Below are 15704 nucleotides of genomic sequence, written 5' to 3'. Positions count from 1 at the left end.
GTAGATAGAATGCAGCGAGCTTTTGAAGTTTTCTGGCGATTTCTGTTGCTGGGCTGTACCAGCTTTGGTGGACCTGCCGCACACCTTGGTTATTTTCAGAAGACCTTTGTTCAGGACTTAAAGTGGATTGAACAAGATGCCTACGCCCGCCTTATCTCACTCAGTCAGTTTCTACCCGGCCCGGGTTCAAGCCAGGTAGGGTTTGCACTTGGATTAAGACAGGCCGGTTTAGCTGGCGGTATAGCAGCCTTCGTTGGCTTTACCCTACCCTCCTTTCTGATCCTATATTTCCTGGCAACAAGCGATACTGAAAGCGGCTCCCCCCTGTCGGGAGCGGTCCATGGACTGAAACTATTGGCAGTAGTTGTCGTTGCCGATGCGACACTGAGTATGCAGCGCAGTTTTTGTCAGGATAACCGGACGCTCAGCATCGCGATACTAACTGCCTGCGCATTACTAATAGCACCATCGCTGTGGACGCAATTTTGGGTATTAATTATTGCCGCACTCTTGGGAATTTGGTTAAAGAAATCAGATTCAAGTACAGACACTAACAATACGACCAAACCAGCTAAAATCCCGCTGCTTATCTTTGTAGTGCTATTCATTGGTTTGCCGGTTGTTGCGCTTGTTTCAGATTGGGCCGCACTGTTCTCTGCTTTCTACCAGGCAGGGAGCCTGGTTTTTGGTGGCGGGCATGTTGTACTGCCACTACTCCAACAAACTCTGGGAGAAGCAGTTGATCCTAATCGTTTTCTATTAGGCTACGCCGCTGCTCAAGCGATTCCGGGGCCTATGTTTACATTAGCAACCTTCCTGGGGGCCGATCTGCAAAAAGATTTTGCCCTGTTAGGTGCGCTCGTTGCGACACTTGGCGTATTCCTGCCAGGCTTTCTATTGGTTCTCAGCCTGCAAGGCGCATGGGAATCTCTTGCAACCCGACCTAAAGTAGCCGGCGCGGTATGGGGAATCAACGCGGCCGTTGTGGGGCTATTGCTTTCAGCCCTTTACCAGCCAGTATTCGTCAGCGGGGTTTCATCCGGTCAAGATATGGCCCTGGTTGTGATAGGTTTCTTTATTCTGCAAAAATTTAAACCTCCCATTCTGCTGCTTGTATCAGCGTTCGCACTTGCAGGCTGGCTTTGCATCTGAGTCAGCCACTATGATAAAACCTCTAAAGCGGAGGATATTTAATCATGGAACAGATTCTCGTTTATTCAGACAGCTTAACCTGGGGCATTATTCCGGATACCCGAAAGCGCCTAACATTTGAGCAACGCTGGCCAGGGGTATGTGAAAATGGTCTCCGTGCTCTGGGTATGAATGTACGTATTCTTGAGAACTGCCTGAATGGTCGCCGAACCACCTGGAGTGATCCATTCAAACCGGGCCGCGATGGTTCAGAGCATCTCGCTCAGGTAATAGAGATGCACTCACCATTAAGGCTCGTTGTACTAATGCTAGGTACTAACGATTTCCAAAACACCCATAACAATGATGCTTGGTTATCAGCTCAAGGCATGGCAAAACTGATCAATATCGTTCGTCAGGCCCCCATCGAACCCGGCATGCCCATTCCGGAAATTATGGTTATCGCCCCACCTAAAATGGTCAAACCTAAAGGACCTATCGCACATAAATTCCAAAAGGCAGAACTCAGAGCTGAGGGGCATAGTGACCTATTGAAACAGATATGCCAGGAGCACAACTGCAACTTTTTCGATTCATCTTCGGTAACTGATGCAAGCGTTGTCGACGGTATCCATTTAGACCCTCCACAGCACCAAACACTGGGTGAAGCTATCGCCAAAGAGATAGCCCAGATAATCCAGGAATAAGCATTATTTGATCTATCTGTTGACCTGTCTAATGGTTCATAGTTTAAGTTAGTTATCGAACTTAACTATGGCCATTGTATGTTTACTGTTTTTCAGGTCTGTGAAACCCTCGATATTAGTCGATCGACACTTCTCTATTATGAACGTCGAGGGCTTATCACTGCGGTTAGAAACCCTGCGAATAATTATCGACTGTTCCCCCAATCTGAAATAGATAAGCTCCGCGCTATTAAACTGTTACAAGCGGGTGGTTTAAGCCTTTCTGAAAGCCTGTCATGCCTTCAAGGAAAGCTAACTCCTGGCCAAATGCATGAACGTTTATCCTCTTTAGCTGAGCAGATAAACAGACTAGAACAAGCCTATTCAATTCTACAGGCATTATCTGGTGTAAGCAGCAGCGAAAAGAGCCGTAACTGGCAGCAAAATTTCGAAAGGCAAACCCCCGAAACTTATTTTAATTGGCTTAAAACTCAGGGTTTCAGTGAACTACAAGCATTACAAATTCGATGGATATCCAAAGATATGACTGGCAATGACGACTATACCGAACGCTTTTACGAGCTATTTCTCAACATGAGGCGCCAGGGCCCAGGGGATAGCACCTTAAATCTGGAAATACTTTCACACATCGATAGCCACGAACAGATTAAGTCTATCCTGGACATGGGCTCTGGCACAGGTGCCGGCACCCAGTTCCTGGTTGAACATCTGAACGCGAATATCACTGCACTCGATAACGCTAAAACCTTTCTTGATCAGCTTAGCAAATGGGTTAAATCGGAAAGATTAGAAGATCGGGTATCTGTTATAGACGCCAGCATGCTCTCCCCACCCTTTAAAGAAAAGCAGTTTGATCTTATCTGGTCAGAAGGGAGTGCCTACATTATGGGCTTTACTAATGCGTTAAAAACCTGGAAGCCCTTACTCAGTGATGATGGCTATCTATTCATCACTGAGATGTGCTGGCTGACCGATAAACCGGATCCGGAACCGCAGCACTTCTGGCAAGACGCTTACCCCGAAATGAGTAATGTCGCAACCCGAGAACAACAAGCCCAACAAGCTGGCTTTGAGTTAATCGTTAGTAAAACGCTACCTCAGTCTGCATGGGACAGCTTTCATCAGGACATGCGCAACCAGCTTCAGATACTCAGGGGCAAACGTGGAGAACACCGGGCCTATGACGACAGCGATGCCGAAATCGATATGTTTGAGCAATACGCTGGGCAGTTTGGGTACCAATGTTTGTTATTACGAAAACAATAAAAAGGCCCGCTGCGCGGGCCCATTTTAAGCTTAATAAAACGGTGAGTTAATTTGAACTTGGCTCACGCATTGTAACGAACTCTTCAGCCGCCGTAGGGTGGATACCAATAGTTGAATCGAACACCTCTTTAGTGGCTCCGGCTTTCAAAGCGATACCGATACCCTGAATGATCTCTCCCGCATCAGGGCCTACCATATGTACGCCCAAGACTTTTCGGGAATCTGCATCCACCAGCATCTTCATAAAGGTACGTTCTTCACTACCACTGATCGTATGCTTCATTGCACGGAATTCAGATTTATAAACTTCGATATTCTCATACTGTTCACGAGCCTGTTCTTCGCTCAACCCTACAGTACCAATATTAGGCTGGCAGAAAACCGCCGTTGGAATCAGATCATAATCAACTTTCTGATTCATGCCCGCATACAGATTACGTACCAGAGCCATACCCTCAGCAAGCGCAACCGGTGTCAGCTGAACACGATCAATCACATCACCTACAGCATAAACAGAAGGGACATTGGTCTGGAAATCATCATTAACGACGATCGCACCATTCTTGCCCTGTTCGATACCTACCGCTTCAAGTCCCAGACCTTCCACTTTAGGATTCCGGCCCGTCGCATACATAATCAGATCAGTCTCGATCGTCGAGCCATCTGTCATCTTCGCCAGGTAGGAACCATCACTCTGCTTTTCAATAGACTCAATATTGTTATTGAACAGCAGATCCACACCCTTTTTAGCTACTTCCTGCGCTGTAAATTCACGAATCTCACGATCGAAACCACGCAAGAAGAGATCACCACGATATGCCAATTTCGTTTCAGCACCTAAACCTGCAAAGATACCGGCAAACTCTACAGCGATATAACCGCCCCCAACAACAAGCGCGCGCTTAGGGAATTCTTCAAGATAAAACACTTCGTTAGAGCTGATGATATGCTCTTTACCCGGGATGTCTGGAATATTTGGCCAGCCACCCACAGCAACAAGAATACGTTCCGCCGTGTACTGTTTGTCACCTACCGCAACCGTATGGGGATCAACCAGCACAGCTCGGCCGTTAATCAGTTCACAACCGGAATTAACCAACAGGTTCTGATAGATACCGTTTAGGCGCTCAATCTCTTTAGTTTTGTTGTCACGCAGCGTTGGCCAATCAAAATTCACTCCGTTATGCGTCAGGCCAAAACCTGCTGCTTCCTCAAAGCTCTCGGCATAATGAGAAGCATAGACAAACAGTTTCTTCGGTACACAACCAACATTCACACAAGTCCCACCCAGATGGCGATCTTCAGCAATAGCAACTTTAACGCCCATACCTGCCGCCATACGCGCTGCACGCACACCGCCAGAACCAGCACCAATTACAAACAGATCAAAATCATATTCCGCCACATCCGGCTCCTTATCTTGTGAAACTTGTTGATAGAGCAACTCTACTTAAACCTTATTATGGGTACCAATTAAGAAACTTAAATACCCCAATAGGTTTTACTAATCCATTATGAGTATGAAAGTGTAGCTTTGTTCACTAGAATGCGTTTTTTATTTTCACCAGGAATCCTTAGTCATGAAACTGATCTGCTTCAATGTAAATGGACTTCGCTCCCGCCTACACCAACTTCAGGCGGTAATCGATAAATATCAGCCGGACGTGATCGGTCTTCAGGAAACCAAGGTACACGACGAAGCATTTCCCCTGACAGATGTCGAAGCAATGGGCTATCACGTTGAGATACACGGCCAAAAAGGCCATTACGGTGTTTGCCTGATTTCGAAAAAGCCTCTCACTAACGTACAAAAAGGCTACCTGACAGACGAAGAAGATGCTCAACGCCGCATGATTATGGGTGATTACGAAACCGATTCAGGTAATACAGTACGTGTTATGAATGGTTACTTCCCACAGGGAGAAAGTGTTGACCATGAGGTTAAATTCCCTGCTAAGCGCAAATTCTATGCGGATCTTCAGGCACATCTTGAAGAGCACTGCAGCGCTGATCAAAACATCGTAGTCATGGGCGATCTGAATATCTCGCCTGAAGATAAAGATATTGGTATTGGTGAGCCGAACCGCAAACGCTGGCTAAAAACCGGCAAAGCCAGCTTCCAGCCAGAAGAGCGCGAGTGGTATGCAAAACTAACTGGCTGGGGATTAACCGATAGTTTCCGCCACCTTAACCCTGACGAAGACCAGGTATTTAGCTGGTTTGATTACCGTTCACGCGGGTTTGAAGCAGAGCCTAGACGAGGCCTGCGTATCGATGGGATTCTGCTGACAGCCCCTTTATTGGAAAAATGTGCTGATGCCGGCGTTGACTATGAACTTCGCGGTATGGAAAAACCTTCTGACCATGCGCCTATCTGGACAGAACTGGATATTTAAACCTATCGCTGACTGGAGCAGTTAGCCTACTCCAGTCAGCTTTGTACCTGATTACGCCCCATATTTTTCGCTTTATACATTTTCTCATCCGCTCTGGATAAAGCTTGCTCGAAAGGTTCGACTTCCGCCCACTCACTAACCCCGATACTCACAGTGACTTCCAGATCTTCATGTTCAATACCCTGAAGGGCAATTTTCATGACCTCCATTCGGATACGCTCAGCGACTTCAACCGCAGACTCAAGCCCGCTTCCTATGAGTAAGACCGCAAATTCTTCTCCGCCAATCCGGCCAAACTTATCTTCAACACGCAGGCAACTGTTCACCACTGAACTGAACTCTCGTAAGACATTGTCACCCACTTGGTGGCCGAATCGATCATTAATCCGCTTGAAATAGTCAAGGTCCATAAGGCACACACATAATTTAGAACCGCTTCGACTGGCCCTTCGCAGTTCCTCCCTGGCAGCTGAGAACAGCGCTCGACGGTTCAGGCAACCTGTAAGAGGATCATGACTAGCCATCTCAGTGAGCACTTTTTCTTTGGTCTCGACTGCTGCAGCCATACGGTCAAATGATTCAGCCAGTAATCCAATCTCATCTCCTCTCTGAGTCATGGCAGAGATTTTCTGTCGCTTTCCCTCAGCCAGCGCAGTAGCATGCTCTTTTAGACTTAGAATAGGTTCGACAATGTGCCGAGACAGTAAAGTTACTAATGCGGCAAAGATTGCGATCAGTAAAGCGCTCCAGAAAAGCACTTCCTGCATGAGTTGATCACAAAGTTTCTTTATCTCTTGGTCAGATATAAACACTAACAGACTGATGCCTTTTGAGCGTTCAGCCCAAACTTTTTCGGCCAAACTATGAAAGCGTTCAGTATCATTGTGAAGATGCGAGTTTTCCATCAAAGACTTAGAGAACTCAATGTTTCGCTTAACGACTATCCCCGAAAAAAAAGGGTTCATAACCGGGGAATCAATCAAAGATTGATGGCTTTTTCTAAACTTTTCCTGATCAATCAAACGAATATCCGTGATAAACCGCTGTTCGTTATTATCGATTAACGCAACTTCAGCCCGCTTCAAACCATTGTCAATCAAGCGGTTCTTGATCGTAAATATTTGATCTTCTAATTGAGTTCGATCCAGATAAGCCGTGTAATAGCCAAGCAACTGGTTCTCACAGTTTTGTAATGGTTTAGTAAACAGGAAAGTATCGCCCGAAAAAGGTAAACCCAAAGCATTGCTTAACTCATAACCTGACAGCGTAACAACCGCATGGGGAGACTTCAGTAATGCTCGCATATCGAAGAGCTGTCTCTGGATATCTCTATAACGAATTGAATTAACTTCGCCACGATTTTTTAGCTGCTGTACTTCAGATAACAGATCCCGCTTTTTCCTTCTTAGATCGGGTAGTTTTCGCTTCCACTCATCAAAGCGATGTTCCACCTCTAAAAAGTCCAAACGAGCGAAAGCCTCACGACCGATTATATTTTTACGAAGAACATATTGGTTACTTTGATTGGAAGATAACTCGGTATGAATAACTTCACCGTAAGCGTCCGAAACCACTATGGCTGAAAAGCCACTAGCGAAACGTAGCGCGTTCTGGCTGGCCTCTTCTAAACCAGCATGCGGCCTGAGGCAGAGGTCCATAGCCGATTCCATCAACTTGAACTCACTTTCCCGCAACGTCAGATAGTGACCTATTTCCCTCTCTCCAACCGCCGCACTCAGTTCTGTGATTTGTAAGATGTGCTCAACAATTACCGCTTCACGCGCTTTATAGTAGGCATAGGCGAACAGCAAAATAGATATCGCAAGCGGTAACAGCCAGATGAAGATCTTCTTTCTCAGCGTCAACATCTAATCAACCTTTCTCTGGTCATCAGGATAAATTGTGCCTAACGCTTTAGTGACATTTAATCTGTTTGACTGATACTCGGCTAAAAACATGGGCAGATTAAAATGGTTATCTCCGCGAAGCGTAACTTTTGATTCACCACTGTATAAAGTTAAACCCTCAAGCGCATCTAACATCCGCTCTCGATCCATCTCTCCCGCTTTTTCCAAAGCACCTTTAAAGAAAAAGATAAGGTCATAATGCGACTTACTGGCATAAGTTACAGATGCACTTTCTCCATAGCGTTCACGGTAGCGCTCCACAAACCGGCTAAAAACCGGGTTCTGACGCTCACTGACAAAATGCAAAGGGGAAATCACGCCTTCCAGTGCCGAAGGTTTCACTGTATTCAGATAGGTTTCATCGGCTGCAAACGCGACCGTTTTTAAAGGCTTAGAAAATTTGAATTCGGCCATCTGTTCCAGAAAACGGAACCCATCTGCACCCGGCAGTATAAGCATTAGGTTATCCGTTTCAGCCTGGTTAATTCTTTCAAAAACAGCGCTGTAATCCTTAATATTGAACGCGGTGAACTCTCTACCACTGATCTTTCCCCCCGCCCGATTAACCTCAGCAACAATTCTTTCCGACATTCGATGGGGCCAGATGTAATCGTAGCCAAAAATATAAAAGCGATCGCCAGAACGCTCTATAAGGTAAGGTATAACAGGATCAACGTAATGTTCAGGAACGGTGCTGTAGCAGACGAGGTAGCGATTATAGTGCCTCCCTTCATAATCGATGCCGTAAAACATAGGTATTTTGAACTGATTCGCTACATCAAACATCGCATATCTGGCCGCACTACTGACAGGGCCTAATAGCGCAAACACATCTTCAATCTGGATAAGCTCTCGGCTTAACCTAACAGATAAAGCTGGATCGGTTTGATTGTCTCTCACCACCAATTCAATCGGATGGCCGAGCACACCTCCTCGCTGATTGATATCTTCAACCGCGAGCAGTGCACCATTTAAACCTTGCTGGCCATAGATTTCAAAAGGGCCTGTAAGCGGTAATACAACGCCAATTTTGATCGGCTCTTTTTGCGCCGAACAACTCGCTATCAGCAGAAAAGTAAGCAAAACCAAACATGTTTTATACAAAGTACCCATTCCATTCCTCAAACTGACGGTGGAAACATCCTCTGTAAACTTACTTTCCTATCCAGCTCTACCTATATTATATCGTCTATTCAGCCACTTATACTGAGATAAAAGGTAGCAACAGAAATTATCTGCCTTGAAGATTAGCCCAAGGCCGCTATTTAATTCTGATAGAATAGAGTTTTTATATTCAGGCTCAGCTCTTTATATGTCATTCGTTTCTCTTGGTCTTTCCGATTTTTTCACCTCTACGCTTAGCTCCCTTGGGTATAAAGAACCCACCGCCATTCAGGACAAAGCGATCCCCGCTGTACTCAAAGGGCATGATTTAATCGCTGCCGCAGAAACTGGCTCAGGAAAAACCGCAGGGTTTGTCCTTCCCTTGCTTGAGAAACTGCATTCGATTCCAGCACCGGGTAACAATCTGACACATGCCCTGGTATTGGTCCCTACCCGTGAATTAGCCGTTCAAGTGAGTCAATCTGTTGATAGATACAGTGAAAACTGCCCCCGTAAAATCCGCAGTGTCGCGATCTACGGTGGGGCAGCGATCAATCCGCAGATGCAGTCATTGAGTAAAGGCTGCGATATTGTGGTCGCAACACCGGGGCGCCTTCTGGATCTGATGCGTAAAAATGCACTTGACCTTCGTGGTCTTAAAGCACTGGTTTTGGATGAAGCCGACAGGATGCTGGATCTTGGTTTTGCCGATGAGCTTGATGACATTCTGGATCAAACACCAGGAAACGTTCAAACCTTGTTGTTTTCTGCAACCTTCCCTGACAAAGTCAAAGAGCTGACGGAGGAGTTACTCCGCAACCCTGTTGAAATATCGGTTAAACAGGAAGCAACCCTACCCGATCAGCTGCATCAAAGGGCTATTGAGGTCGATCGAAATAACCGGACCATGCTATTGAAGCACCTGATCAAACAGGAAAAATGGCAGCAATTACTTATCTTTGTAGGTAGCAAACGAACGGCGAATAATATTGAACTTAAACTGTATCGATCTGGAATCCAGTCCTCGACCCTGCATGGTGATCTGACCCAAAAAGAGCGCCTTGGTGCTTTGGAAGATTTCAGCAAAGGCCGCTGTAAAATCCTTATTGCCACAGATCTGGCCGCACGAGGTATTGATATCCCGTCCCTGCCCTGCGTGCTCAACTATGACCTTCCCAGAGCAACATCCGACTATGTTCACCGGGCAGGCCGAACTGCCAGGGCGGGTGAAGCGGGTTTAGCCATCTCCTTTGTCGATCATGAGAGTGATGCACACTTTAAGCTGATCGAAAAACGTATCCGCATGAAAATTCCACGGGAACAGATCCCTGGATTTGAAAGGGCTCAAGAACCGCCTAAGGAAGTCACTCAGAAAAAAGGCCAGGCTCCTGTGAAAGGCAAACGTAAAAGCAAGAAAGATAAATTAAGAGAAGCCGCAGCGTTGGCGGCGAAGAATAGTTAAGGCCAGCTGACTCCGGCTGACTCCGGCTGACTCTATCCTGAACCTAAAACGCAACCCTAACTGCCAAGCCGATCATCACCAAACCACTGACGCGATCGATTTTCTTTGACTGTTTCTCCAACGCTTTAACGACACGCTCTTGAGAGAGTAAAAGCGCCACGCCACAGAACCAAAGAATATCGATCACAACCACGGTGATAAGCAGGATAAATTTCTCTAGCACGGTCTGATCCACAGCGACAAACTGTGAAAACAGTGCGATAAAGAAGATAGCAAGTTTGGGGTTCATAACCGAGATCATCGCCCCATCACGAGCAGCCTCTGAAAGAGGGCCTTTACTGCCCTTGGCGGCCAGACCTGAGTTACCGGCAGAACGAATCGCTTTAATCCCCAGCCAGGCCAGGTAAACCGCACCAGTATAGGTCAATACCTTATAGAGTAAGGGGTGCTGCTCTACGACAACACCAAGCCCCCATACCGTCAGCAATGCCCATAAGGCGACACCCGCAGAATGGCTGAGCGCAGTCACCACACCATGCTGACGTCCATTACTCAAGGTTTGTTTTAATACAACGGCAAGGCTAGGTCCTGGAGAAATAGTTCCAAGCACACAAACAATGACAAAAGAGATCCAGATAGCTAACGACATTTCACACCCCTATAGAAAACAGGGCTAGTGTAGTGCTTGATCAGACATTACAAAAATGCAAATTAAACATCATTACCATGATTTAGAATCATAACTAATAGTTAACCGTTATGACTCCAGATACATCTCCTTCCTCAGTACCTCAGCAATCAACTGGCGCAACCAACTATGGGCTGGATCCTGATCATGAACCTCGTGCCAACACATGTGATACTGATTCTTTGGTACTTCCGCTAACGGGAGCTGAGCTACCGCCAAAGGGAAGTGTTCCAGAGCATTCATAGCAATGTGATGAGGCAGAATCATCAGTAACGAGCTCCCTTCCAATGCCTGAAAAGCGGCAGAAAAGAAAGGCACTTCATATTGAATACGCCGTTGCAATCCCATCGACTCGAGCGCTTTATCAAAGAAAGAATCTTTATCTCCACCACTATTCAGGCGTAGGAAGGGATATTCCAGCATCTTTTCGATACTAAGCTCACACGCGGCTAAAGGGTGGTTTTCGGCCATCAGGCATACAGGGCTATCCTGACCGATATGAATACTCCGCACATTCTCTGGAAGATTCGCAGTAGTGGTTGAGGCAATATCCAGTGGCAGCTGACCTAAACGACCCAGCCATTCAGGGCGCCACATCTCAAAAGTAATATCAATTCCTGGCGCTTCATCACGTAAACGCCCTAAGATTTCAGGAAAAATAAACTGGGCAACATGATCAGTACAGGCAAAGCTGAACCGACGTCTGCACTGCAAAGGGTCAAAACTGTCGCCTTCGCTTAACTCATCTACCTCAGTGAGGATTGCCTGAATCTTGGGTAACAGTTGTTTCGCACGCGCACTGAGCAAGTATTCATTACCCTCCCTGATCAGAAGTGGATCGGAGAAATGCTCCCTTAACTGGCTCAATTGTCTGCTCAAGGCTGACTGGGTAAGGTGCAAACGTTCTGCTGCACGGGTCACATGCCGCTCTTCAAGCATAACTGCCAATGCACGCAGTAGATTTAGGTTTAATCGATTCAATGTTTACTCTACTTCTCAGTCGCAGGTTCCCTAGTTTACCCCTTTCCCTTAGGAAAGCATCCTAGCGGTTAAAGATAATCAACCTGACTTGTAAAAAGCGAAAATGCCTCAATTTATAAGTTTCAGCAGATACAGTGTTTACCGCCGTCTACCATATTTACAATCTGTACTGTTAATTACTGACGATAACTGTATTTATCAGAAATCTGTGCACCTCGTTTTTAGCATTTCTGAATCTGTACCCTATCCAGGTCAGACTGGATAATAAGCATCATCAACTTTTTTATCATCTGCACGGAGGCCACAATATGGAACTCTATATCGCCATTTTGGTGTTTGCGTTTTCATCTACCATAACGCCGGGACCGAATAACATTATGATTATGACTTCGGGATTGAATTATGGGATTAAACGTAGCGTTCCACACCTGGTAGGCATCTGTCTGGGATTCCCACTGATGGTGGCAGCTGTAGGCCTGGGTTTCAGCACCATCTTTGATAAGTTCCCTATTCTTCATGAGATCATTAAAGTTCTCGGGGTTGCCTATCTTCTTTATCTGGCCTGGCTGGTGGCATCTGCTGCACCATCTTCGCTAGAAAGCAAAGAACAAGAATCTAAACCCTTAACCTTTATGCAGGCAGCCCTGTTCCAATGGATCAACCCGAAAGCCTGGGTGATGGCAACGGGTGCTGTGGCTGCTTTTACCTCACAAAGCACTGAAATGCTTATACAGGTAATGGCGATCAGCCTGTCGTTCTTTGCTGTTAGCTTTCCCTGTGTTGGTAGCTGGCTACTGTTTGGCTCAGTTCTAAAACGCTTTCTAAATCAGCCCAACTATCAACGCATGTTTAACGTCTCAATGGCCCTACTTTTAGTGGTCTCCGTCCTACCGGTGCTCAACGAGCTACGTGAGACTTACCTGGCGTGAATATTTTCGGGAGCAGTCCTATGCTGCTCCCGACGCTTTACACAATCGACATCACGTCCTGAACTGACACCCGTGGTTTTTGTGGCCAGCTTGCTTGGTCAGGGTATCCCAAAGTGACCAGTAGAACAGGCAGGCGCTCTTTAGCTAGCCCAAACTCTTTTTGCAGGCCTTGCGCATCAAAACCACTCATCGCACCTGAAGCTATGCCTTTACCCGATGCTGCCAACATCAGCGTCATAGCTGCCAATGAAGCAGCCCTAACCGCCTCATCCCTTTGTGCTTGGGGGTTGTCGGCAAAACCGGAGTTAACCATCTCAGACCATCCCTTAACGATCTCATCATTCAGGATGCCCGCTTCCACACTCGGGGTTAAACGTTCTTCCAGGCGCTGATAACCATCCAGATCACCGCAGATAACAACCGTTGCAGAGGCATCGAGTATCTGTGGCTGATAGTAAGCGATCGGGTGTAACCGTTGCTTAGCCTCATCCGAGTTCACCACCAGGAAGTGCCAGTTCTGCATATTAAACGCCGACGGTGACAGCGTGGCCAGACGCAGAAGCTCCTGTATATCCTGCTGCGGGATCTGCTTACCTGTTTGGTACTTACCCACAGAAGCCCGTGACTGCAATATAGATTCCAACTGATTACTCATAGTTCAACTCCAATAGTTAGTTTTTAAGCAAGAGGACAAATTTACGAATTGAGATTTTGGGAATGGATACCGTTGCTAACTGCACGATCAAAACACTCAGCAACACAACGATCATGCCAAAGAGCGTTCCCCCTGAAAGAGCCTGATCAAGAAACACCCACCCGAGGATAACCGCACTGATCGGGCTTAACAGACCCAAGGAGGAAACCGCCACCGACGGCAATTTAGATAACCCTCTGAACCAGATCACATAAGCGAGCAACGCACCAAAGAGTGACAGATAGCTAAAGCTCAGCAGTTCTGAAATGCCCAGTTCCGGCATCGGCGGATCCAACAGCAGTGAAATGGGTAGTAACATCAACCCGCCCAGCAATAACTGCCAACCCGTAAAGCCCAGAAGTGGCATCGAATTCTGCCAACGTTGTGAAAGAAAAGTCCCCAATGCCATGAACATCGCACCGAAGAAAGCAGCCAGTATCCCAATCAGATCCCAGTGACCATTAGGGGATATCAGCATCACAGCCATACCTAAAACCCCAAAGATTGCGGCTATCAAACTAACAACGGCGGGGCGCTTCTGGTCACAAAGCCAGATAAACCCCATGACCATAATCGGTTGTAAAGCCCCCAGGACCGCAGCAATCCCGCCAGGCAACCGATAAGCCGCGACAAATAAAAGAGCCTGGAAAAATCCAATATTTAATCCAGCCAATACCAATAACTTGCCCAGCTCATTCGCCTTGGGAAGGTTTCGACTATAAAGCACCAACAATAAGCCTGCCGGTAGAACACGAATACAAGCAGCCGTAAAAGGCATGTCTGCAGGTAGCAATTCCGTCGTGACAATATAGGTTGATCCCCAAATCATCGGTGCCAGCGCAGTTAAAAGAATGACACCGCTCAGACCAATATTCATAAACCAAGCCTCTGCTAAAGTGAGAATAGAAATTTATCTTGAATTCAAGATATAATTAAACAATGACATCAATTTATCTTGAACTCAAGATAAAATAGGATTTTTATTATGGCCGATAAAAAAATGGATGCGGTTGATCTAATTGTTGATCAATGGAAAAACGAACGCCCTGAACTGAATTCTGAACTGATGGGGATCCCCGGAAGAATCAAACGCAGTTCTGCACTGGTTCAGCACAAGCTAGAAAAAACCTTTGCAGAATATGGGCTTAACTACTGGGAATTCGATGTACTGGCAACCCTGCGCCGCGCAGGCAGCCTCTACTCCCTGGCACCAACTGCGCTTTTCTCTACCTTGATGGTCACCTCAGGAACCATGACACATCGCTTGAAAGGACTTGAGAAAAGAGGACTGATTGCAAGAACGGCAAACCCGGAAGACGCTCGCAGTATGCTGGTGGAACTGACGGAAGAAGGTTTTCAGTTAATTGATAAAGCAGTGACCGCCCATACAGAAAACCTGGAAAGAATACTCTCGCCACTAACTGAAGATGAGCAACAGCAGCTTGATAATGCGCTACGTAAGATTTTAAGCCTTCTGGAAGATGCGTAAACGGCTAAAGGATCAACGTAACCATGCAAAGTAACGGAGCAATCACCGCTAAGCTAAATGTCTTAGCAATCACGGTGAGTATTGAAACCTGTGGATTTTTCCAGACATAAAGGCCGTTAATCAGCGCTGTCAGCGGTATCGCTATCATACCTAAAAGGAAAGCAGCTAAGCCTGCCCATGACCCGTTGCCCTGATTCATCGAGATGATGATCAGGACAACGAGTCCCTGAAACAATGCTGGTAGAAAAAGGCCGATTAGATAACGCACTATTCTGATACGGGGCAAACAAAGTCGGGATGTTTAACAATCAATACATCACAATCTACATGATCCACCACATATTCCATAGTGCTACCGACCAGTAAACGGTCAAACACGCTTCGGGCAACAGCCCCCATCACAACAACATCAATGTTGTTATGTTTAGCGTAGTTACTGATCGTTAGCTCAGATTCACCTTTGATGATATCGACAACATCAGAAGAGGTGCTTAAACCAAACTCTTCTAAAATGCCATTACACTCTTTGAAATGGCTCCTCTCCACCTTATCTTGCAGCGCTTCATAGTCGGTCACCATGTGTTCATCAAAAATCGCATCGTGCGGTAAAGTGTTATAGCAATGCAGCACGCGCATTTCATGATTACCATCCGCAAGGGCGAGCGTTTTGTTCAATAGGTTTTTATCTTGCTCTGCTCGTCGATCCCCTTCGTGCAAAGGGTCAATACAAGCCACTATCCTCATGCGTTCGGGCCAAGAGCGATCTTTTACAAACAGCACAGGTACCGGGCATTTTCGGGCGATCTGCCAATCAACCGGTGCAAACAGATAGTGACCTATCCGGGTATGTGGCTGTACGGCGTGCAGTACCATATCCGGCTGAAAGCGAAGGACTTTTCTGACAACCCCCTCCGCTGTATGGCGATCCCAGCAAGCATCAAATTCACAGG

Annotated in this window: 16 protein-coding genes; 7 read left to right on the top strand and 9 right to left on the bottom strand. The window is 46.5% G+C overall.

Features of this window, described 5'->3' with window-relative positions; all coding sequences use genetic code 11:
* Positions 1–9 precede the first annotated feature (9 nt).
* From chrA to MED92_RS16620, 3 genes are all read left to right on the top strand, one after another.
* Positions 10–1152: a chromate efflux transporter gene (gene chrA, locus MED92_RS16630; RefSeq protein ID WP_007022750.1), complete on the top strand. Its 1143-nt coding sequence runs from the start codon at positions 10–12 to the stop codon at positions 1150–1152.
* Positions 1153–1196: 44 nt separating this feature from the next.
* Entirely contained in the window at positions 1197–1838 is a 642-nt protein-coding gene (locus MED92_RS16625) for an SGNH/GDSL hydrolase family protein (RefSeq protein WP_007022749.1), read from the top strand.
* Between the two features lie 78 nt (positions 1839–1916).
* Positions 1917–3104: a methyltransferase domain-containing protein gene (locus MED92_RS16620; protein WP_007022748.1), complete on the top strand. Its 1188-nt coding sequence runs from the start codon at positions 1917–1919 to the stop codon at positions 3102–3104.
* Between the two features lie 46 nt (positions 3105–3150).
* Here MED92_RS16620 and gorA read toward each other — a convergent pair whose 3' ends face one another.
* Positions 3151–4509, bottom strand: a complete 1359-nt coding sequence (gorA, locus tag MED92_RS16615; protein ID WP_007022747.1) for a glutathione-disulfide reductase — start codon at positions 4507–4509, stop codon at positions 3151–3153.
* Positions 4510–4684: 175 nt separating this feature from the next.
* Here gorA and xthA point away from each other — a divergent pair, with 175 nt between their 5' ends.
* Positions 4685–5500 carry an exodeoxyribonuclease III gene (gene xthA, locus MED92_RS16610; protein ID WP_007022746.1) on the top strand — a complete coding sequence of 272 codons (816 nt, stop codon included), beginning with the start codon at positions 4685–4687 and terminating at the stop codon, positions 5498–5500.
* A gap of 35 nt (positions 5501–5535) precedes the next feature.
* Here the strand turns inward: xthA and MED92_RS18730 are convergent, their stop codons facing one another.
* Both MED92_RS18730 and MED92_RS16600 read right to left on the bottom strand, forming a co-directional pair.
* Positions 5536–7368 carry a sensor domain-containing diguanylate cyclase gene (locus MED92_RS18730; RefSeq protein ID WP_007022745.1) on the bottom strand — a complete coding sequence of 611 codons (1833 nt, stop codon included), beginning with the start codon at positions 7366–7368 and terminating at the stop codon, positions 5536–5538.
* Positions 7369–8520 (bottom strand): substrate-binding protein, encoded by a 1152-nt coding sequence (locus MED92_RS16600; RefSeq protein ID WP_007022744.1) that lies wholly within the window; start codon positions 8518–8520, stop codon positions 7369–7371.
* Positions 8521–8719: 199 nt separating this feature from the next.
* Between MED92_RS16600 and MED92_RS16595 the strand changes: the two genes are divergently transcribed.
* The gene (locus MED92_RS16595) at positions 8720–9973 is read left to right on the top strand and encodes a DEAD/DEAH box helicase (protein WP_007022743.1); all 1254 of its coding nucleotides are present in this window, start codon (positions 8720–8722) and stop codon (positions 9971–9973) included.
* Between the two features lie 43 nt (positions 9974–10016).
* Here the strand turns inward: MED92_RS16595 and MED92_RS16590 are convergent, their stop codons facing one another.
* Entirely contained in the window at positions 10017–10622 is a 606-nt protein-coding gene (locus MED92_RS16590; protein ID WP_007022742.1) for a LysE family translocator, read from the bottom strand.
* A 108-nt stretch (positions 10623–10730) separates the two neighbouring features.
* On the bottom strand, positions 10731–11642 hold the full coding sequence (locus MED92_RS16585) for a LysR family transcriptional regulator (protein WP_007022741.1): 912 nt from the start codon (positions 11640–11642) through the stop codon (positions 10731–10733).
* Positions 11643–11950: 308 nt separating this feature from the next.
* On the opposite strand from MED92_RS16585, the gene MED92_RS16580 reads away from it, so the two are divergent.
* The gene (locus MED92_RS16580; protein ID WP_007022740.1) at positions 11951–12571 is read left to right on the top strand and encodes a LysE family translocator; all 621 of its coding nucleotides are present in this window, start codon (positions 11951–11953) and stop codon (positions 12569–12571) included.
* 37 nt (positions 12572–12608) lie between these two features.
* Here the strand turns inward: MED92_RS16580 and MED92_RS16575 are convergent, their stop codons facing one another.
* Both MED92_RS16575 and MED92_RS16570 read right to left on the bottom strand, forming a co-directional pair.
* Entirely contained in the window at positions 12609–13226 is a 618-nt protein-coding gene (locus tag MED92_RS16575) for a nitroreductase family protein (protein ID WP_007022739.1), read from the bottom strand.
* Between the two features lie 16 nt (positions 13227–13242).
* Complete coding sequence (locus MED92_RS16570) at positions 13243–14142, bottom strand: EamA family transporter (protein WP_007022738.1); 900 nt, start codon at positions 14140–14142, stop codon at positions 13243–13245.
* A gap of 108 nt (positions 14143–14250) precedes the next feature.
* Here MED92_RS16570 and MED92_RS16565 point away from each other — a divergent pair, with 108 nt between their 5' ends.
* Positions 14251–14754 carry a MarR family winged helix-turn-helix transcriptional regulator gene (locus MED92_RS16565; RefSeq protein WP_007022737.1) on the top strand — a complete coding sequence of 168 codons (504 nt, stop codon included), beginning with the start codon at positions 14251–14253 and terminating at the stop codon, positions 14752–14754.
* Positions 14755–14758: 4 nt separating this feature from the next.
* Here the strand turns inward: MED92_RS16565 and MED92_RS16560 are convergent, their stop codons facing one another.
* Positions 14759–15022 (bottom strand): hypothetical protein, encoded by a 264-nt coding sequence (locus tag MED92_RS16560; RefSeq protein WP_007022736.1) that lies wholly within the window; start codon positions 15020–15022, stop codon positions 14759–14761.
* Positions 15022–15704, bottom strand: a 683-nt coding sequence (locus tag MED92_RS16555; protein WP_007022735.1) for a universal stress protein, incomplete at its 5' end; no start/stop codon positions are given. The genes MED92_RS16555 and MED92_RS16560, both read right to left, overlap by 1 nt.

Source organism: Neptuniibacter caesariensis (assembly GCF_000153345.1).
Classification (GTDB): domain Bacteria; phylum Pseudomonadota; class Gammaproteobacteria; order Pseudomonadales; family Balneatricaceae; genus Neptuniibacter; species Neptuniibacter caesariensis.
The sequence above is the reverse complement of the archived record's forward strand: the minus strand, read 5'-3'. Positions and strand labels throughout refer to the sequence as shown.